18 protein-coding genes and 3 tRNA genes are annotated in these 18,109 nt (G+C 68.4%); 7 read left to right on the forward strand and 14 right to left on the reverse strand.

The genetic code is table 11. The features are described from left to right. The 9 genes from KVS71_RS05150 to hpt form a co-directional block, all read right to left on the reverse strand. Positions 1-2,040 (reverse strand): PH domain-containing protein, encoded by a 2,040-nt coding sequence (locus tag KVS71_RS05150; protein WP_368874555.1) that lies wholly within the window; start codon positions 2,038-2,040, stop codon positions 1-3. Beyond that, positions 2,037-2,618, reverse strand: a complete 582-nt coding sequence (locus KVS71_RS05155) for a PH domain-containing protein (protein WP_217584069.1) — start codon at positions 2,616-2,618, stop codon at positions 2,037-2,039. Before KVS71_RS05155 ends, KVS71_RS05150 begins: the two co-directional genes overlap by 4 nt. Further along, positions 2,569-3,051 carry a DUF3180 domain-containing protein gene (locus KVS71_RS05160; protein WP_025104584.1) on the reverse strand — a complete coding sequence of 161 codons (483 nt, stop codon included), beginning with the start codon at positions 3,049-3,051 and terminating at the stop codon, positions 2,569-2,571. Before KVS71_RS05160 ends, KVS71_RS05155 begins: the two co-directional genes overlap by 50 nt. Next, positions 3,048-3,587 carry a 2-amino-4-hydroxy-6-hydroxymethyldihydropteridine diphosphokinase gene (folK, locus tag KVS71_RS05165; protein WP_060921543.1) on the reverse strand — a complete coding sequence of 180 codons (540 nt, stop codon included), beginning with the start codon at positions 3,585-3,587 and terminating at the stop codon, positions 3,048-3,050. The genes KVS71_RS05160 and folK overlap by 4 nt, the downstream gene beginning before the upstream one ends. Continuing rightward, positions 3,584-3,979 carry a dihydroneopterin aldolase gene (gene folB / locus KVS71_RS05170; protein ID WP_217584070.1) on the reverse strand — a complete coding sequence of 132 codons (396 nt, stop codon included), beginning with the start codon at positions 3,977-3,979 and terminating at the stop codon, positions 3,584-3,586. Before folB ends, folK begins: the two co-directional genes overlap by 4 nt. A 34-nt stretch (positions 3,980-4,013) precedes the next feature. Further along, complete coding sequence (folP, locus tag KVS71_RS05175; RefSeq protein WP_217584071.1) at positions 4,014-4,823, reverse strand: dihydropteroate synthase; 810 nt, start codon at positions 4,821-4,823, stop codon at positions 4,014-4,016. Then, entirely contained in the window at positions 4,820-5,431 is a 612-nt protein-coding gene (gene folE / locus KVS71_RS05180) for a GTP cyclohydrolase I (RefSeq protein ID WP_144880617.1), read from the reverse strand. Before folE ends, folP begins: the two co-directional genes overlap by 4 nt. A 1-nt stretch (position 5,432) precedes the next feature. Beyond that, positions 5,433-7,433 carry an ATP-dependent zinc metalloprotease FtsH gene (gene ftsH / locus KVS71_RS05185; RefSeq protein WP_217584072.1) on the reverse strand — a complete coding sequence of 667 codons (2,001 nt, stop codon included), beginning with the start codon at positions 7,431-7,433 and terminating at the stop codon, positions 5,433-5,435. Between the two features lie 156 nt (positions 7,434-7,589). After that, on the reverse strand, positions 7,590-8,141 hold the full coding sequence (gene hpt / locus KVS71_RS05190; protein WP_017204674.1) for a hypoxanthine phosphoribosyltransferase: 552 nt from the start codon (positions 8,139-8,141) through the stop codon (positions 7,590-7,592). Positions 8,142-8,262: 121 nt separating this feature from the next. Here hpt and KVS71_RS05195 point away from each other — a divergent pair, with 121 nt between their 5' ends. Beyond that, positions 8,263-8,847: a DUF937 domain-containing protein gene (locus KVS71_RS05195; protein ID WP_217584073.1), complete on the forward strand. Its 585-nt coding sequence runs from the start codon at positions 8,263-8,265 to the stop codon at positions 8,845-8,847. Between the two features lie 26 nt (positions 8,848-8,873). Here the strand turns inward: KVS71_RS05195 and tilS are convergent, their stop codons facing one another. After that, complete coding sequence (tilS, locus tag KVS71_RS05200) at positions 8,874-9,866, reverse strand: tRNA lysidine(34) synthetase TilS (protein ID WP_217584074.1); 993 nt, start codon at positions 9,864-9,866, stop codon at positions 8,874-8,876. Positions 9,867-9,967: 101 nt separating this feature from the next. On the opposite strand from tilS, the gene ppa reads away from it, so the two are divergent. Continuing rightward, positions 9,968-10,459 carry an inorganic diphosphatase gene (gene ppa / locus KVS71_RS05205; protein ID WP_025104593.1) on the forward strand — a complete coding sequence of 164 codons (492 nt, stop codon included), beginning with the start codon at positions 9,968-9,970 and terminating at the stop codon, positions 10,457-10,459. 86 nt (positions 10,460-10,545) lie between these two features. On the opposite strand, the gene KVS71_RS05210 is transcribed toward ppa, so the two are convergent. Next, the gene (locus KVS71_RS05210) at positions 10,546-11,895 is read right to left on the reverse strand and encodes a M23 family metallopeptidase (protein WP_144880613.1); all 1,350 of its coding nucleotides are present in this window, start codon (positions 11,893-11,895) and stop codon (positions 10,546-10,548) included. A 211-nt stretch (positions 11,896-12,106) separates the two neighbouring features. On the opposite strand from KVS71_RS05210, the gene KVS71_RS05215 reads away from it, so the two are divergent. The 3 genes from KVS71_RS05215 to KVS71_RS05225 all read left to right on the forward strand — a co-directional run bounded on the left by KVS71_RS05215 (position 12,107) and on the right by KVS71_RS05225 (position 12,425). After that, a tRNA-Glu gene (locus KVS71_RS05215) sits at positions 12,107-12,179 on the forward strand. Positions 12,180-12,210: 31 nt separating this feature from the next. Continuing rightward, positions 12,211-12,284 (forward strand) — tRNA-Asp (locus KVS71_RS05220). Positions 12,285-12,352: 68 nt separating this feature from the next. Next, positions 12,353-12,425 (forward strand) — tRNA-Phe (locus KVS71_RS05225). Between the two features lie 168 nt (positions 12,426-12,593). On the opposite strand, the gene KVS71_RS05230 is transcribed toward KVS71_RS05225, so the two are convergent. From KVS71_RS05230 to KVS71_RS05240, 3 genes are all read right to left on the reverse strand, one after another. Continuing rightward, positions 12,594-13,541, reverse strand: a complete 948-nt coding sequence (locus KVS71_RS05230) for a hypothetical protein (protein WP_029266130.1) — start codon at positions 13,539-13,541, stop codon at positions 12,594-12,596. A 90-nt stretch (positions 13,542-13,631) separates the two neighbouring features. After that, complete coding sequence (gene xerC, locus KVS71_RS05235; RefSeq protein ID WP_062635495.1) at positions 13,632-14,762, reverse strand: tyrosine recombinase XerC; 1,131 nt, start codon at positions 14,760-14,762, stop codon at positions 13,632-13,634. Positions 14,763-14,776: 14 nt separating this feature from the next. Next, positions 14,777-15,514 (reverse strand): helix-turn-helix domain-containing protein, encoded by a 738-nt coding sequence (locus KVS71_RS05240; RefSeq protein WP_062635493.1) that lies wholly within the window; start codon positions 15,512-15,514, stop codon positions 14,777-14,779. 95 nt (positions 15,515-15,609) lie between these two features. On the opposite strand from KVS71_RS05240, the gene KVS71_RS05245 reads away from it, so the two are divergent. Together KVS71_RS05245 and KVS71_RS05250 are read left to right on the forward strand one after the other, a co-directional pair. Continuing rightward, a complete protein-coding gene (locus KVS71_RS05245) occupies positions 15,610-15,804 on the forward strand; it encodes an AlpA family transcriptional regulator (protein WP_062635491.1) in 195 nt (64 codons plus the stop codon). Positions 15,805-16,268: 464 nt separating this feature from the next. Beyond that, positions 16,269-18,089 carry a hypothetical protein gene (locus KVS71_RS05250; protein ID WP_051667911.1) on the forward strand — a complete coding sequence of 607 codons (1,821 nt, stop codon included), beginning with the start codon at positions 16,269-16,271 and terminating at the stop codon, positions 18,087-18,089. Positions 18,090-18,109 lie beyond the last annotated feature (20 nt).

Raw genomic sequence — 18,109 nt, forward strand, 5'->3', positions numbered from 1 at the left:
TCACTCCTCGCGCGGCGCGTCCGGTCGCGCCGGCGGGATCGGTGGCGTCGGAGGCACGACCGAGCCGGGCGACGCCGGCGGGGCGGACGGCGCCGCCGTCTGCGGCGGTGGCGGCGCCACCGGTGGAACGGAGGGCGGAGTGACCGGAGGCGCCGTGACCGGAGGCGCCGGCGGCGGCGTCACCGGAGGCGTCCGGACGGGCGGGACCGGAGGCGGCGGCGTCGCGGGCCCCGGAACGCCCGCGGGCGGAGCCGGCGGAGCGGACGGAGCGGACGGAGCGGATGCCGCCCCTCCGAATGCGGGAGACGTCGGCGTCGCAGGACCCCCGAACACCGGCGGAGCGGGCGGTGCGACCGGAATTCCGGCCGCGGCGTGCTCGCTCCAGCGGTGGGTGTGGTCGCGGGACGCCGCCTCGGCCGCGGCGACGCTGACCTCGTTGAGCAGCGCAAGGGCGTCGGCGCGCTCGAGCCCCGAGAGGAGGCCGGTGATCGGCCCGGGCACGGTGTGCACCTGTGCACCGGAGACCCCCTGGGCCCGGTCGATAGGCCCCTGGCTCAGCGAAACGCCCTGGAGACGCGCGAGCGGGAAGACCGCGAGCTTGCGCCACACGATGCCGCGGCGCAGGAGCAGGCCGTCCGTCGTCACCGTATAGCCGTGGCGCTTCCAGGAGAACGGTCGCCGCCACCAGGCCCGGCGCGGCATCGTCCGGTAGGGGTCGGCGTCGGTCGGACCGACGACGCCCTGGTCCCACAGCGCGGGGATGCTCTCAGCCGGCACGTCGGGCAGCACGAGCGACAGCACCCGCTCCACGTCCGCGCGCTTGCCGACCGGAAGCACGACGTTGAACTGCTGACCGCTGCTCGACGACTGCTGCGCGGCACTCTTGCCGCTCATCCGGTTGATCTTGATGGTCCACCAGCCGAACGGCCGCCAGAGCAGGGACTGCGACACCTCGACCGCGAAGATGCGGCCGGGCGGCAGGGTTTCGGTGACGGTGGTGAGCAGCCCGTAGGTGATGCGCACGCCGTCGGGGGTGGGCGCGATGGAGTAGCGCAGCGACTTGGAGATCTGCGCCCACGTGATACCGACCACGGCGATGACCATGGGGACGCCCATGCCGAGACCGATGCCGAGGAGGACGATCCCGCCGTCGGGATCGCCGTCGACGAGGATGCCGATGAGGGTGCTGCCGATCGCGATCGCGAAGATCACGCCGAAGAAGACCAGCCACAGCAGCCCGGAGATGAGCTGCGAGCCGATCAGCCGGCCGGCCGGGATCTTGACGACGCTCTCGGGGACGACGTCCTGCAGGTCCACACCGGCGAGCAGGCCGTTGACGCCCTCGTTCATCGAGCCGACGAGCTGTGCCCGGGTGGAAGCCGGAGCGGTCCCGCCCGGCGTCGCTGCGCCCTGCGGATCCAACGCCGCGTGCCGCGCGGCACGAGCCCCGGAGGCCAGGCGAAGGATCTCGGCGCGCACGCCTTCGGCGCGCGGCGTCGCCAGGTACTCGAGCGCGACGTTCGCGTCGGTGCCCGCGCCGACGACCTCGAGCTTCGCGAGGCCGATGATGCGTGCCGGGAACGGCCGCGTGAGGTTCACACCCTGCACGCGGTCGAGGGGAGCACGGCGATGGGAACGGAAGATGATGCCCTTGCGCACCTCGACATGGTCGCCGGTGATGCGGAACTGCTGGAAGCGCCAGACGAACCAGAAGATCGCCACGAGCACCACGACGAGCGCCAGGACACCCAGCAACGCGATGAGCGCGAAGTTGTTCGCGAGCACCCAGTCCACCGGGTCGCCGCCGGTGTAGTCGTCGTAGTGCGCTTCCTCGGGCGCGAACTGCCCGACGAGCCAGGCGATGACCCGGTCGCGCATGTTCGCGATCACGATGCCACCCACGATGATGAGCGCCAGGCCGCCCTTGAAGAGCGGCGTGAGCGGATGCATCCGGTGCCATTCACCGTCCGCGAGGTGCGTCGACGGTGTGCCCGCGGAGGTCTGCCCCGGCGAGGCGGTGGGGAGCTGCGACTCGCTCACAGGCCGGTCCGGCGGGTCTCGGCGACCTGGATGAGCGTGTCGCGCAGCGCCTCGGCCGCCGACTGGGTGAGGCCGGGGATCTGCACACCGGTGGTCGCCGCGGCGGTGACCATCTTGAGCTGGGAGATGCCGAACGCCCGGTCGAGCGGCCCCTGGGTGATGTCGACGAGCTGCATGCGGCCATACGGCACGGCGATCATGCGCTGCCACAGGATGCCCTTGCGGAACACGATGTCGTCCGCCCGCAGCATGTAGCCGATCGCCCGCGCCTGCCGCGGGAGGATGACCAGCGTCACGAGCGTGATGAGGATGATGACCCCGGCCGGGATCCACACCCAGTCCTGTTCGAGCACGATGTTCAGCACGACGGCCGCCGCCACGACGATCGCCAGGAAGATGACGTTCTGCACGATCTGCGACACCACGTAGCGCGGCGAGATCTGGTGCCAGGTGCCGTCGAGCTCGAGGCGGGCCTCGTTGCGCGCCGTGCGCAGCCCCGTGTAGGTGCCCTGGTCGAGGGCGCCGAGGTCAGTGCCCTCCGCCGGGTTCAGGGGCGCGGTCTCTGGGTTCTGAGTCATCAGGATCCTTCGGCAGGGTGCAGAACTGTTCGGCGACGAGAGCGGCGATGACGAGCACGACCGCACTCGCGATCAGCGCCACCATGGCCACAGTCGACCCTATCGGGGGATCGATGGGGCGCGTGAGGAGGAAGGCCAGCAGTCCTGCCCCGAAGCCCGCCAGGATCGCCCCCAGCAGACTGGACGCCCGCGCGAGGGTCGCGGCCCGGAGGGCACGGAACGGGTCGATGCGCACCCCGGAGCGGACGCTGCGCCGCACCGGCCAGGCCACCCCGAGCGATGCGCCCGCGATGAGGACGAGCAGCACCGGGAGGAAGAGGGACGGCGTGAACGTGGCCCGCCCCGTCGCCGTGAGCATCTGGTCGAGGATGAAGCCGGCCCCGGCGCCGACGAGCGCGAGGACGGCGAGAAGTCCGGCGGAGGTGCGCTTCATCCCTCGCCTCGCGCGCGAAGGTCCGCCGCCAGATCGGCGACCCGGCCGCACCCCACGAGCTCGGCGTCGGGGTCGATGTCGAGCCACGGCTCCAGGACGAACAGCCGCTCCGCCGCCCGCGGATGGGGCAGCTGGATCCGGGGGTCGTCCGAGACGACGTCGCCGTAGGCGATGAGGTCGAGGTCGAGGGTGCGGTCGCCCCACCGCTCGCCGCGCACGCGGCCGTTCTCGTCCTCGATGGCGTGCAGCATGCCGAGGAGGATCTCGGGAGCGAGCCGGGTGGTCACCAGAGCCACCGCGTTCACATACCCGGGGGCGTCCGGATCGGGGCCGTCCACACGGAGCGCCACCGTCTCGAACAGGCGCGACAGGCGCACGTCCGAGACGAGCGGGAGCCGCCCGATGCGCGCGGCCGCGGCGCGGATCGTGTCCTCTCGGTCTCCGAGATTGGCGCCGAGCGCGACGACCGCCACCGTCTCGGGGCGCGGAGCTCGGGGGCCCGGCACCTCCGGCGGGCGGGTGAGGTTGCGGCTCATGTGGTGATGTCCTCCAGCGACTCCGGAGCGCGAGTCCGATGCACCGTCACGGCCACGTCGTCGAAGATCGGGGCGATCGGTGCCTGCGGCTTGTGCACCGTCACGGTCACCTGCTGCACGCGGCGGTCGCCGAGGGCGACGTCCGCGATCCGCTCGGCCAGGGTCTCGATGAGGTTCACCGGCTCCCCCGCGACGACGGCGGCCACCCGCTCCGCGAGCTCGCCATAGTGCACGGTGTCGGCCACATCGTCGGACGCGGCGGCCTGTTCGAGGGAGAGCCGCAACCGGAGGTCGACCGTGAACTCCTGCCCGTTCTCCCGCTCGTGCGGGTAGACGCCGTGGTGGCCGAACACGGTCAGCCCTGTCAGCACGATCTCGTCGAGGAAGTCCATGCCTCTAGGGTACGGCGACGCTCCGACCTCGCACTCAGCCTTCCCAGGCGCGGGTGATCGCGAGGGCGTCGCGGGTGGCCGCGACGTCGTGCACGCGCACCGCCCAGGCGCCGGCGCGCATCGCGAGCGCGCTCGTCACCGCGGTCGCCAGGTCCCGGCGCTCCTCGGAGACGCCGTCACCGCCCGGGGCCGCCTCCTGCAGCACGTCGGCGAGGAAGCGCTTGCGCGACGTCCCGACCAGCACGCGGAAGCCGAGGCCCACGATCTCGTCGAGGCCCCTCAGCACGTCCCAGTTCTGGGCACCGGCCTTGGCGAACCCGATACCGGGGTCGACGATCAGGCGGGAGGGCGCGATCCCGGCGGCGGCCGCCTCCCCGATGCGCTCGCGCAGCTCGCCGGCCACCTCTCGGGCGACGCGGCGGTAGTCGGCGTTCGCATACATGTCGGCGGAGAAGCCCCGCCAGTGCCCGATCGCGAAGTCGGCACCCGACTCCGCCACCGCGGCGCGCATGTCGGGGTCGGCGAGTCCGCCGGACACGTCGTTGACGATGCGCGCCCCCGCGCGGACGGCGGCCGCGGCGGTCGACGCGTTGAGGGTGTCGATGCTGACGACGACACCGGCCGCGGCGAGCTGTTCGACGACCGGGAGGACGCGGCGCTGTTCCTCGTCCACCCCGACGCGCTCCGCGCCCGGCCGGGTCGACTCGCCCCCGACGTCGAGGACGGACGCTCCTTCCGCGCGCAGACGGAGGCCGTGGGCGACCGCGCGGTCCGCGTCGAGGTACCGCCCGCCGTCGCTGAACGAGTCGGGGGTGACGTTGACGATGCCCCAGATGCCGGTCATGCGCGCGACGTCCCGGCCCCCGGCACGGTCATGCCGATCAGGGTCACCAACTCCGCGCGTGCCACGGGGTCCGAGTAGACCCCGCGCGCCGCGATGGTCAGCGTCGAGGCTTCGGTCTGCCGTCCGCCCCGCATCGTCACGCAGCCGTGGCTGGCATCGAGAACGACGAGCACGCCGCGCGCGTCGAGGTTCTCGGCGATCGTGTCGGCGATCTGCTCTCCCAGCCGCTCCTGCACCTGCGGCCGCGCGGCGAGGATCTCCACGACGCGCACGAGCGCACCGAGACCGACGACCTGCTCGCCCGGAAGGTAGGCGATGTGCGCGTGTCCCGCGAAGGGCAGGAGGTGGTGCTCGCACACCGAGCGGAAGCGGATGTCGCGCAGCAGCACGGCACCGGACGGCAGGGTGTCCGGCGCCGGCCCGCGGGTGACGCTGATCGTGTGGGCGAGCGGTTCGGCGGGATCCTCGCCCACCCCCGCGAAGAACTCCGCGTAGAGCTCGGCCATCCGGGAGGGCGTCTGCTTGATCCCCGGACGATCGGGGTCCTCGCCGATCGCCTCCAGGAGTTCCCTGGTGAGCCGTTCGACGCGCCCCTTGTCGACGGTCACGTCACGCCGTCGCGGGACGAGGGTTGCCCGCTCCGGCGGAGCCCTGCTGCGGACGCGGCGGGGCCGTCGGCGCCTCGACGGAGGCGGCGAGCGAGACGTCCTTCTTCGGGACTTCGATCGGCGGCCGCTCCGAGACTGGGCGGTCCTCGCTGGACAGCCACAGCGGACGCTCGGGGAGCTTCTTCACCTCGGTGAAGATCTCCGCGATGCGGTTGTGGTCGAGGGTCTCCTCCTCGAGGAGCGCGAGGGCGAGACGGTCGAGGATGTCCCGGTTCTCGCTGAGCACCGCGTACGCCTCGTTGTGCGCCTGCTCGATGAGCGCCCGCACCTCGGCATCGACACGCTCCGCGACCTTCTCGGAGTACTCGCGGCCACGGCCCATGTCGCGCGCGACGAACATGTCGCCGCCCTCGGTGCCGAGCTTGACCGGACCGACCTGCGTCGTCATGCCGTACTCGATGACCATCTTTCGGGCGATCGAGGTCGCCTTCTCGATGTCGTTGGACGCACCGGTGGTGGGGTCGTGGAAGACGAGCTCCTCGGCGACGCGACCGCCCATGGCGTAGGTGAGCTGGTCCTGCAGCTCGTTGCGGGTCACCGAGTACTTGTCGTCCAGCGGCAGCACCATCGTGTAGCCGAGCGCCTTGCCGCGGGGCAGGATCGTGATCTTCGTCACGGGGTCGGTGTAGTTCATCGCCGCCGCCGCGAGCGCGTGTCCGCCCTCGTGATACGCCGTGATGAGCTTCTCCTTGTCCTTCATCACGCGAGTGCGGCGCTGCGGGCCGGCGATCACGCGGTCGATGGCCTCGTCGAGGGCACGGTTGTCGATGAGCTGCGCGTTCGAGCGGGCCGTGAGCAGCGCGGCCTCGTTGAGCACGTTCGCCAGGTCGGCACCCGTGAAGCCGGGGGTCTTGCGAGCGACGACCTCGAGGTCGACGTTCTTCGACAGCGGCTTGCCCTTGCTGTGCACCTCGAGGATCTTCTGGCGGCCCTTGAGGTCGGGGGCGTCGACACCGATCTGACGGTCGAAGCGACCGGGGCGCAGCAGCGCGGGGTCGAGGATGTCGGGACGGTTGGTGGCCGCGATCACGATGACGTTCGCGTTCGGGTCGAAGCCGTCCATCTCGACGAGCATCTGGTTCAGCGTCTGCTCGCGCTCGTCGTTACCGCCGCCCATGCCAGCGCCGCGGTGACGGCCCACGGCGTCGATCTCGTCGATGAAGATGATGGCCGGGGCGCTCTCCTTGGCCTGGCTGAACAGGTCGCGCACGCGGGAGGCGCCGACGCCGACGAACATCTCGACGAAGTCGGAACCGGAGATCGAGTAGAACGGGGCTCCGGCCTCACCGGCGACGGCGCGGGCGAGGAGGGTCTTTCCGGTTCCGGGAGGGCCGTACAGCAGCACGCCCTTCGGGATGCGGGCGCCGATGGCCTGGAACTTCGCCGGGTCCTGCAGGAACTCCTTGATCTCGTGGAGCTCCTCGATGGCCTCGTCGGCGCCGGCGACGTCGGCGAAGGTGACCGTCGGGGTCTCCTTGTTGACGAGCTTGGCCTTGGACTTGCCGAACTGCATGACCTTGCCGCCGCCGCCCTGCATGGAGGACAGGAGCCACCAGAACAGCAGGCCGAGCAGCACCAGGGGAAGCAGCAGGGAGAGGAAGCCGTCGAACCAGGTCGCGCGCGGCACGGCGTCGTTGAAGCCGTCCTTCGGAGCGGCCGCATCGATCGCGGCGACCACCTCGTCGGCGCGGGCCTCGACGTAGTAGAACTGGACGTTCTCGGAGCCCTCGAACGGCTTCGACAGCGTCATGTCCACGCGCTGATCGCCGTCGGTGGTGACGACCTCGGTCACGGTCTTGCCGGAGAGCAGCTCGAGCCCCTCCTGCGTCGTGATCTGCTTCGGCGCACCGAGGTTCGAGATCAGCAGGAATCCGCCGAAGAGCAGCACGCCGATCAGAGCGACGTAGATCAGCGGATTGCGGGTGAGCTTCTTCACATCCATGGTCGGATCAGCGTATCGCCTCCGTGCTAGGGGGCCGCTGTGCGTTCACCCACGGCGCAACGCCGTCGGCGCTGCCGCCTCGGTGGCTGAGCCCACCCGGGTCGCTGACCCCGCCCGGCTTCTGAGCCCGCCTGGGTCGCTGAGCCTGTCGAAGCGTCAGCTGTAGACGTGCGGTGCCAGCACGGCGACGTCGCGGAGGTTGCGGTAGCGCTCCGCGTAGTCGAGTCCGTAGCCGACGACGAATTCCACGGGGATGTCGAAGCCGACGTACTTGCAGTCGATCTCGACCTTCGCGGCCTCCGGCTTGCGCAGCAGCGCCAGGACCTCGATCGACTCCGCACCGCGGGACTCGAAGTTCTCCAGGAGCCAGCTCAGGGTGAGGCCGGAGTCGATGATGTCCTCGACGATGAGCACGTGCTTGCCGTGCAGGTCGGTGTCGAGGTCCTTCCGGATCTGCACGACACCGCTCGACTTCGTGCTGGCGCCGTAGCTCGACACCGCCATCCAGTCCATCGGCGCGTGGAACGGCAGCGCTCGCGCGAAGTCCGCCATGACCATGACCGCGCCCTTTAGCACGCCGACGAGGATGAGGTCCTTGCCCTCGTAATCCTTCGCGACCTGCGCCGCGAGCTCGTCGAGCTTGGCGTGGATCTCCTCCTCGGTGACGAGGATCTGTGCAAGGTCGTCCTGGATCTCCGCGGCGCGCATGGATCGATTTTAGGTGACGTGACCGTGTGCTCCGGTCGCGGGCGCGTACCCTCCCCCGCAGGACGACGCCGCACTACTCTGACGGTGACGCGGGCGCACGCCCCGACGGAAGGAGATCCCCATGGCGACTCACGACATCCTCAGCCAGGTCCCCCTCGGCGACATCGCGCAGAAGCTCGGAGTGTCGCGCGACGAGGCCAAGGTCGCGGTCGAGCAGGGCGGCGCCGTGCTCCTCGGCGGGCTGGCCAAGAACGCGGAGAGCTCCGAGGGATCGGCGGCCATCGAGAAGGCCCTCGGCAAGCACCGCGGTGCGTCGAGCCCGGCGACGGTCGACGACATCGACCAGGAAGACGGCGAGAAGATCGTCTCCCACATCCTCGGCGGGAAGGAGAAGGAGGTCACGAAGGAGCTGACGGAATCGAAGGCGACCCCGGGCATCGACTTCGGGAAGCTCCTCCCCATCCTCGCGCCGATCGTGATGGGTCTCATCGCCAACGCGACCAAGGACAAGACGGCGAAGGCGGACGCGGAGGGCTCCGGCGGGATCGGCGACGTCATCGGCGGCATCCTCGGCGGCGGCGACTCGGGCTCCGGCGGCGGGTTGGGTGACGTGCTGGGTGGCCTCCTCGGCGGCGGTAAGAGCGGCTCCGGCGGCGGCATCGACCTCGGCGGCATCCTCGGCGGCCTCTTCGGCGGCAAGAAGTAGAACGCGACGCCGCCGCGGCCCGCGATTCAGCGGGTCGCGGCGGTGAACACGATCCGGCCGCCCTGACGCACGGCGGCGCACCCCGGCAGATCGATCGGGCCCTGACCCGACCAGTCGGTCACGAGGCGGGCGACCTCGATCGTCTGCGCGCGGCTCAGGCTCGCCCCGAACTCGCTGTCGACCACGAGCCGGATGATGCGGTTGCGCAGCGCGGCCGGGTTGGCGGCGAGCGCGGCGACGCTCACGGAGATCCCGGCCTCGGCGTGCTCGACGATGTCCTCGATCGTCTCGTGGATCATCTCGTCGAACGCCTCCGCGTCCTCCCGGAGCTGCTCGGCGGTGCGCGCCAGCGCCTCGGCGATACCCGGGCCGAGCTGCGTCTCCAGCACCGGGAGCACGTGGCGACGCACCCGCACCCGCGTGTAGCGGTCGTCGGTGTTGTGCGGGTCTTCCCACGGCTGCAGCTCCGCCGCGGCGCAGAACGCACGGGTGGTCTCGCGGCGCACGCCGAGCAGCGGACGCAGCCACCGGAGGCCGTCGTCGTCCTCCCGGTCCGGCGCCATGCCCTGCAGGCTCGTCGCCCCGGAGCCGCGGGCGAGTCCGAGCAGGACCGTCTCGGCCTGGTCGTCGAGGGTGTGTCCGAGCAGGACCGCCCGCGCGCCGATCTCGCCCGCCGCGTCCCGGAGCACGCGGTAGCGCGCATCCCGCGCGGCCGCCTCCGGACCGCCGTCGCCGTCGACCTCGACGCGGAGGACGAGCGCCTCCAATCCGAGCCGTCCGGCGATGCGTCCCGTCTCGGCGGCGACCTCGGCGGACCCGTCCTGCAGACCGTGGTCGACCGTCACCGCGGTCGCACGCACCCCGACTTTCGCGGCCTCGAACGCGGTGGCCGCCGCCAATGCGAGCGAGTCGGCACCGCCGGACACCGCGACGACGACGGTCGAGCCCTCGGGCAGGTCGGCGAGCGCGGTGCGCACGGCGAGGCGGATCTCGGCGACGGCGGGGTCGAGGGAAGGCATCCCTCCACGCTAGGGCACCGCCTCCTCCGTCACGGTCGGATCCGCGGCCCCCGAGTAGGCTGGTCCGCGGCATCCAACCGATCTTCCTGAGGAGCACACGCATGGGCGCACACGACGCCGTCATCGAGATCCCGCGCGGCAGCCGCGTGAAGTACGAGGTCGACCACGAGACCGGGCGAGTGCACCTCGACCGCGTGCTCTACACGACCTTCGGCTACCCGGCCGACTACGGCTACTTCGACAACACGCTCGGCGAGGACGGCGACCCGCTCGACGTGCTGGTGCTCCTCGACCACCAGATCTACCCCGGCGTCGTCGTCGAGGTCCGCCCGGTCGCCGTACTGAAGATGAGCGACGAGGCCGGCGGAGACGACAAGCTCGTCGCCGTGCTCTCCAAGGACCCGCGCTGGGCCCACATCCAGGACATCGACGACGTGCCGGAGTACACGAAGAAGGAGATCGCGCACTTCTTCGAGCACTACAAGGACCTCGAGCCCAACAAGTGGGTCAAGGTCGACGAGTGGGGCAACGCCGCCGAGGCGCAGCGCATTCTCGACGAGGCCATCGTCCGCTTCGGCGAGCAGGGCCACTGACCGGACCCATCTGGGTCGCTGAGCCTGTCGAAGCGAACACCCCCGGACGCCATGCGTCCGGGGGTCTTCCGCTATCCAGCCGTCCGTCAGACGGAGATGCCCTTGCTCGCCATGAAGTCGATGGGGTTCGTGTAGCGGCCGTTGATGTAGACCTCGAAGTGCAGGTGGCAGCCGAAGGAGCCGCCGGTGTTGCCCGCATACGCGATGACTTGGCCGGCGCGCACCCACTGACCGTTCCGGACCGCGAAGCCGCCGGGCTTGATGTGCGCGTAGCCGGTCGCGATGCCGCCGCCGTGCTGGATCCGGACGTAGTTCCCGTACCCGCCGTTGTAGAACGCGGCATCGACAGTGCCCGAGTGCGCCGCGTAGATCGCCGCGCCGCAGCCGTTCGCGAGGTCGACGCCGTAGTGCCAGCTCGACGAGCAGCCGTTGGCGTTGCACTGCTGGGAGCGCGGGCCGTAGCCGGAGCTGCGGTAACCGCCATGCGGACGCACCCAGCCGCCGCTTCCCGGGGTCCCGCCGCCGCCGCTGTTGCCGCCGGCATTCGCGGCGGCTTCGGCGGCCTCGCGGCGCTTACGCTCCTTCTCGCGCTCCTCGACGCCCTTCTGGTAGCCGGCGACGGTGGTCGCGGTGGTGTCCTTCAGCGCGGCGAGCTGCGCCTGCATCGTGGCGAGGTTCGCCGACTGCTCGTCGAGAGCGGCCTGGGCGGCGTCGGCAGCCTGCTGCGCCGCGACCATCTTCTCCTCGGCGATCTTCTGGAGCCGGTCGCGCTCGTCCCGGGCGACGACCGCCTGATCGCTGAGCGACTGCGCGGAGTTCCGCGCGGCGACCGCGTCGTTGTAGACGGTCTGGTTGTACTCGAGGAGCTTGTCCATCGAGCCGAGGCGGGCGAGGAGCTCGTCGGCGTTGGCTGCGGAGCCCGCGAAGAACAGCTCCAGCGAGGTGTCGTCACCGCCGTTGCGGTAGAGCTGCGCGGCGACCTGACCGGCCTTGCGGGCGGACTCGTCGGCGACGGCGGCCTGCGCGTCCGCCTTCTCCTGCAGCGAGTCGGCCTCCGCGATCGCGGCGAAGTAGGCCTGCTGCGCGTTGTAGAACTCGGTCGAGGCGACCTCGGCGGCGGCCTGCGTCTCGGAGACCTTCTGCGTGAGCGACTGGATCAGCCCCTCGATGCGCTTCACCTCTGCGGCCTTGGAGGCCTCGTTCTGCTTGGCCTTCTGCACGTCGTCCCAGCTCGGGTACGACGCGGCGTGGGCGGCCGTGACTCCAGACGAGATGCCGAACGCGCTGAGGGCGACGACGCTGAGCGCGCCGAGTCCGAGAGCGCCGCGGCGGCTGATGCCGTCGCCGAAGAGGGTACGTCGCTCCGTCGGGGTGGGCGCACACCCGCAGTCCGCGGATGCCGCGAGTGCCGCATCCTGCGTGGTCTTGTCGTTCACACGGCCCCTTCCGCCGGTTTCACAGATGCCACAGTAACAACAACTTTCACACCAGCACCAGACTCCTGGAGCGGCGCGAACGGCATCCCCGGCCCCTCCATGGTCCCGCTCGAACACGCCCGGGGGAAGCGGGTTCCGGGCTCGATTCGCGATTTGCCCGGATGATCCCTTATGCTTGAGCGTCGGCAAGGAAGTCCCCCGGGACTGACTCGGCCCCATCGTTTAGCGGCCTAGGACGCCGCCCTTTCACGGCGGTAGCACGGGTTCGAATCCCGTTGGGGTCACTCCATCCGATACAATTGAAAACACCAGTATGGCCCTGTAGCGCAGTTGGTTAGCGTGCCGCCCTGTCACGGCGGAGGTCGCGGGTTCAAGTCCCGTCAGGGTCGCTCCGTGCGACGAGCTCTTTCTTCGGAGAGGGCTCTTCGTCTAGGACGCGGCAGCATCATCGCCGCGCGGCTCTGTAGCTCAGTTGGTAGAGCGTTCGACTGAAAATCGAAAGGTCACCGGATCGATGCCGGTCGGAGCCACTGGAACCCTCGCGTAGCTTCTACATCGCGGGGGTTCTTTTATGCGCTTATCAGGGTTTTTCCGCGTCAGCGACTGCCTCCCTCCGGGCAGGCTCTGGGGTTTTCAGTCGTGGACTCCGCACAAACTCCGCACTATCAGGCTCAGGCAGCAGCGTCGCCCGAACGCAACTAGCGCCCAATCCTGACCCCAAAGTCTCGATGCATCCCCAGAGATAGAAGCCCCGTGTAGTTGCTAGCGAAGGGCACGGCACGAAGGTGGTCAATCAACGCTCGCTGACGAATCGTCACTGAGCCCTGTTCACCAGTCAAGCGCGCCTTCGCCACCGCGTGGATCGCGTCGATCTCGTCGGCGAAAGCGGATGCAACTGCGAGGTTGATGGAAGGGAACGCGAACTGGATCGTCTCTCGCCACTGTTGCACCCCCTCTTCGGCGCTAGGACCCTTGCTGAGGAACCGGATGGACGGTCCGTGGTGGTCGATGATCACGCCATTCGGGTCCTCCTCGCTACCGAGGCGCAGCCCGGATTTCCGAGGTTGCACTGCAAGCCCGTGCTTCGTCGAGTTGTACACGTTAGCCTCGCGGGCGAGCAGCGCGGCTGCCCGAGTCAAGAGAAATCGAAGGACGTCAGCGTCCTCTGTCCATGCCTCCGCGGATACCTCAGCAGGCGCATCGAGCCTGCCGCGGAATACCTCGCGCAATAGCTCATTGCGCGGAGGGCTGGTCAACAAGTCGCCCGCCATCTGCTTGAACTTCGCGAAGCTCGTCAACGACGAGAGCTTCAGCGGCGGACAAGGCTCCGGTTCCACGTGCGCGAAGTACAACCGCAGGAGTGCCTCCGCCGCGAGGTACATGATCGAGATCGACTCGACCACAGCGAATCCGTCGATCTCTTCGTCGTCTAGTGGCACCTCTAGCTCGACGCCCATACCCCACGCACGGACACCTCCAACGAGCGCGGGATGCAAGGCGGCATCGGCGTCGCCGAGGGCGACGAGCAACGCGATTCGAGTTCGCAGGTACTGCGATGGTGAATGCGAATAGAAGTCACGGTTCAGCTCGTCCGCAAGATTCAGCCCGCTCGCAGGATCAGGCGCCGGCGGCTGCTCATCAGTCATCGATGGATCGTATCCGCAGCCACGGACACTACGATCGGGTAGAGCGGAAGCCCTCTCCTCACTCCGCCCCGGGCTGCTTCTCGCACCGGATTAGATCAGCCCGTCCAGCTTCTGGCCCATGATGCCTGCAGCTTTGGTGGAGCCCTTGATGGTGTTCATGTACACGTCCTGGGTCATGCTCGGGTTCTCGTGTCCGAGGTAGTCGGCGATCTCTGTCGCGGACAGTCCAGCCTTGTCAAGAATCGTGGCTACCGACTTTCGGAACGCGTGCGTTGACAATCCCGGGTACCCCAGGCCGTCGCGACGGTCTCGAAGCTCCCGCTGCGTGTTCGAGGGATCGCGAGGGCGCATCAGCGGAGTCGGGAAGATGAGGTTGGTATCGGCGCGCAGCCTCTCGTGCCGCTTGTGAAGGAGGAGCATGGTCGCTTCCGGCAAGTGGGTGGTACGCGCGGACTTGTCGGTCTTCGCGAACTCCTGCCGCACAATTCCCCGCCCCTTCACACGCACATTCTGCGCGACAACGGAAGCTGTGCCGGCGGCGAAGTCGATAGCGCTCGCTTCGAGCGCGCACACCTCGGCCACTCGCCACCCTGACGCGAGCATGAACGTGATCAGATCCACCGTGTCCCACTCGTTGAGCTTCTCGTCCTCACGGACGCGCTGGAGAAACATCGGCAGTTCGTCCAACGGGATTGCGGTGCTGCCCTTCTTCTTCCTTTGGGTGACGCGCTCGAGCTCACGCACGGGGTTGTGCGACAAAGCCCCGTTCCGCACCGCTAGGCCGAGCATGCCACTCAGCGCCGATCGGCAGTTCTTTGCTGCCCCCGGGCCGGCTTCCTTCTCAACGGCGTTAAGGAACTTCTGCAGCCGTTCAGGTGTGGCCTCGGCGACTGAGAGGTCGCCGATCCGGGGCGCGATATGAGCGGTGACTGCATAGCCGTAGGTCTCCAGCGTGCCTTCTGAGCGCCCCAACTCACGCCGGGACTCCAAGAACCTCTGGCCGAGGGCGCGGAGGTGCGTTGCCGGTTTCAGCTCGCCACCGCGGTCGGCCTCGATCGTGGTCAGCGCATGCCTCAGCGCGGCCGTCGCCTTGGCCTTGCTCGGCGCGTGCTTCTCGATCTGGCGGGATTTGCCGTCCGCGAAACGATACCGCGTGCGGGCACGCCACTTCCCCGGCTGAACCTCGGCCACGTGGATGGTGCCGTAGGTTCCGATCGCCATTCGAGGTCTGGCCATCAGACTTCACCGTCGGTGGATGCGCGGAGTTCGTCAATGAGCACACGCGTGACGCGCCCACGCGCCTGCGGCGTGCTGTCCTCGCCGGCACGGAGCAGGGCCTCGACTTCAAGGGAATGGCCCCAGAGTCGCGCCGCGTACTGCTGAAGCAGAGGTGGGCGTATCCCAAGCTTCTTTGCCGCCCGAGACTCTGCAAGGCTCACACTAGGCCGACGAGCGCTCTGACGCGTGTCACGGTCGGGCACCTCCGTCATGGCCCCCCACTGTGCATCCACCTGGTCATACGACTCGGACTTCCTGCCGTGCACCCTCATATGCTCAAGGGCCGCCATCTCGAGTTCCTCGTCCCACTCGTGATCCCCACCTATCGGCGCGGCGCCCACGTGCGCATAGTCGCCATCCTCGAGCGCGATCGGTGCGCCCGACAGTACGCGGTTGACCCACTCCCGCCGCACGGGCTGATCCTCACGGAGCTCGTACGGCCGTTCCAGCAACTCCGCAGCCCCAAGAAGGTCGGCGAGTCGAAGCGGCTCACCAGAGAGCTTTCCAAGTGCGAGTGCGAGCGTGAGAAGCGTCGGAACCGTCGGCGCAGCCTTGCCCCGCTCAATCGCCTGGACGCTAGACAGGCTCCACGTTGCTCCGTAATCGCGTCCAACGGTCGCGATCGCCTCAAGGGTAATCCCGTGCCGCCGCCGGTAGGCGGCAAGAAATCCGCCCACCGCTTCCGCGTATGCCATTGATTCCATGCTTACAAGTTACCAGAATCATGTAGCTTGTGTTACGGTACCTCACAAGTTACAAATTTCTGGTACTCGCTATCAAAGGACTCCGCATGACACAGACGACGAACACCCTCCTCGACGTTCACGATCTCTCCGCCCAGACCGGCATGTCTGTGTCGACTATCTACCGCAAGCGGTCGCTCGGTGAGCCGCTCCCCCGGGCCGTGAAGATCGGCGCCGCTGTTCGCTGGCGTCAGGCCGATGTCGACCGTTGGATCGAGGAGCAGCTCGAGCCGGCGATGTGATGCGTCCTCGCCGGACCCATTGCGCGCGGAAACCGTGCGGAACTTCGAGGCAACTGTCGGGACCGACACGTTCCGCGTGGTGTTCCGCACGTGGCGCGCCCCGCCGTCGCCTAGATAACCCGCGCACGGGAGCGGAGATGCGGACGGAACCCCATCACTTCTCTATTGGCACCTCGGAGGCGAAATAGGTGCAGTCCGCGCAGGAGAAGTGCGGGGGTGACTTCCGCACTACCGATCTTCCTCGGCTCCCGGGAGCGTGCCTGCTCTTGCCTCGCCCCCGAAGCGGCCTGCTGGTGCTCAACACGCGCACGGCAGGGTGCAGGCGCGGATACGAAGGGACCGCAACCACAAGATCGACATCACGCTCGAACCCTGAGCGAGCACTACCCATACGGAAGAAACAAAAAGGGCCACCGAGCTGCAACTCGGCGACCCCATGGCGGATCTGAAAGGAGATCCTGCATTTGACTACCACCAGCGTACCTGAAGACCGCGATATCCCCGAGGCGCTCGGGAAGCGGTCCACCGCGCAGCAGCTCGTTGAGTTGGCCCTCGATCACTACGACCTTCACGTCGATACCGATGGCAAGCCTTTCGGTGTTCGCAAGGGCGGTCACGTAGCGATTCCTCTCCTCGGCAGCAGACGCTCCGTCCGCAAGGAACTCGGCGGCATGTACCGGCGTCGGACCGCTCGCACAGCCTCGCAGAACGCGTTGACTGAGGCGATGAGCGCGCTTGAGTACGAGGCGGAGGAGAGTTTCGAGCCCATCAAGCTGCACCTGCGCACGGCGCGCCCCAGCGACGACGAGATCTTCATCGACATCGGCGATCGCAGTGAGCAGGTCATCCGCGTGACGGCAGCCGGCTGGGAGATCCTCGACGGCGACGATGACCTTCCCGTGCTGTTTCGCCGCACCGCCGTGACCGCCCCTTTGCCCGTCCCTGCGCGCGGCGGAAACCTCGACGCATTGTGGGAGTTCGTCAATCTGCCGGCCTCGGACCGCGGCTTGATCATCGGCTGGCTCGTCGCTGCGACGATCCTTGTCGGTCTTCCGTGCCCGGCCTTGGCTCTGCTCGGTGAACAGGGAACCGCCAAGACCAGTAGTGCACGACGGCTCTTCTCCCTGTTCGATCCGACCACCGCGCCGGTGAGGCGCCCACCGAACGATGCGGACCGGCTGCTTCACGCCGGGGCTCACTCGCGCGGCGTGGTCTTCGACAATATGTCGTCGATGCCGCGTTGGTTGTCGGACGGCTTGTGCCGATTCGTGACCGGTGAAGCTGATGTCGACCGCGCGCTGTACACCGACGACGACGTGCGCATCATGCAGGTGCAGGGCGTCCTGGGATTCACCAGTATCGATATCGGCGTTCTCAACGGCGACCTCGCCGAGCGATGCGTCTGGGGAGATCTTGAGGTGATCCCCGCAGACAGGCGTCGCTCAGAACGCGAGTTGAACTCCGCTTGGAACGCGAGCTACGCCTCGATGGTGGGTGCATTGTTGGACCTTGTTGTTCTGACCTTGCAGCAGCTGCCCGTCGTGAAACTCGGCAACAAGCCTCGGATGGCGGACTTCGCCGAGATCTTGGCCGCTCTTGATCATGCAACGGGGTCAGACACTCTGAGCCGTTACCGGCGGGCGCAAGATTCTGTCGCCGAGGACATCGTGAGCACCGACCAGTTCCTGGTGGCGATCACCGAGACGATCAAACGTCGCTGGACGGGTACCGGCAAGGCCCTTCACGAGCTCTTGCGCAGACCCTCGGACGATCGCTATTGGCCCGAGCCTCGTGGCATGAGTGGCAAGCTCCGGCGAGTGGCTCCGGATCTTCGAAAGGCAGGGTGGCAGATCGACGAGATCAAGCCGGACCCGACCACCAAGCGTTCCAAGACTTGGGTTCTGGTGCCTCCGGATTCCGCCATCTCCGATGCGGATCTTGCGAGCGTGAAACTGACCCGCGAGTTCGTCGCTGAAGACGTTCGAGCGTGGATCGCTAGGTTCATGGCGAACGGGGCCACCGCCTCATGCGCCACCGACCACGGATCCGCTGCGAGCTCGGGCTTCCCTATCACTTGCCGGACGCCCGGCTGCACTGCCGGCTGGCGCTCCGAGTGGGACACGCCGTTGCAGCGGTCCCGAGCGCTGACCTCACGACTCGCGGACGAACTCACGGCTCTCGGTATCAGCGTTGCTGACCTGGACCAGTACGTCGGCAGCGATCCCTTTGCACCTCCGGGTAGGGGCGAGGAGACCGTAGCCCCACCTAAGACCGAGCCCCGTTGATCGGGGCTGACCACTACACC

This window comes from Microbacterium sp. GbtcB4, assembly GCF_019091465.1.
Lineage (GTDB): Bacteria > Actinomycetota > Actinomycetes > Actinomycetales > Microbacteriaceae > Microbacterium > Microbacterium paraoxydans.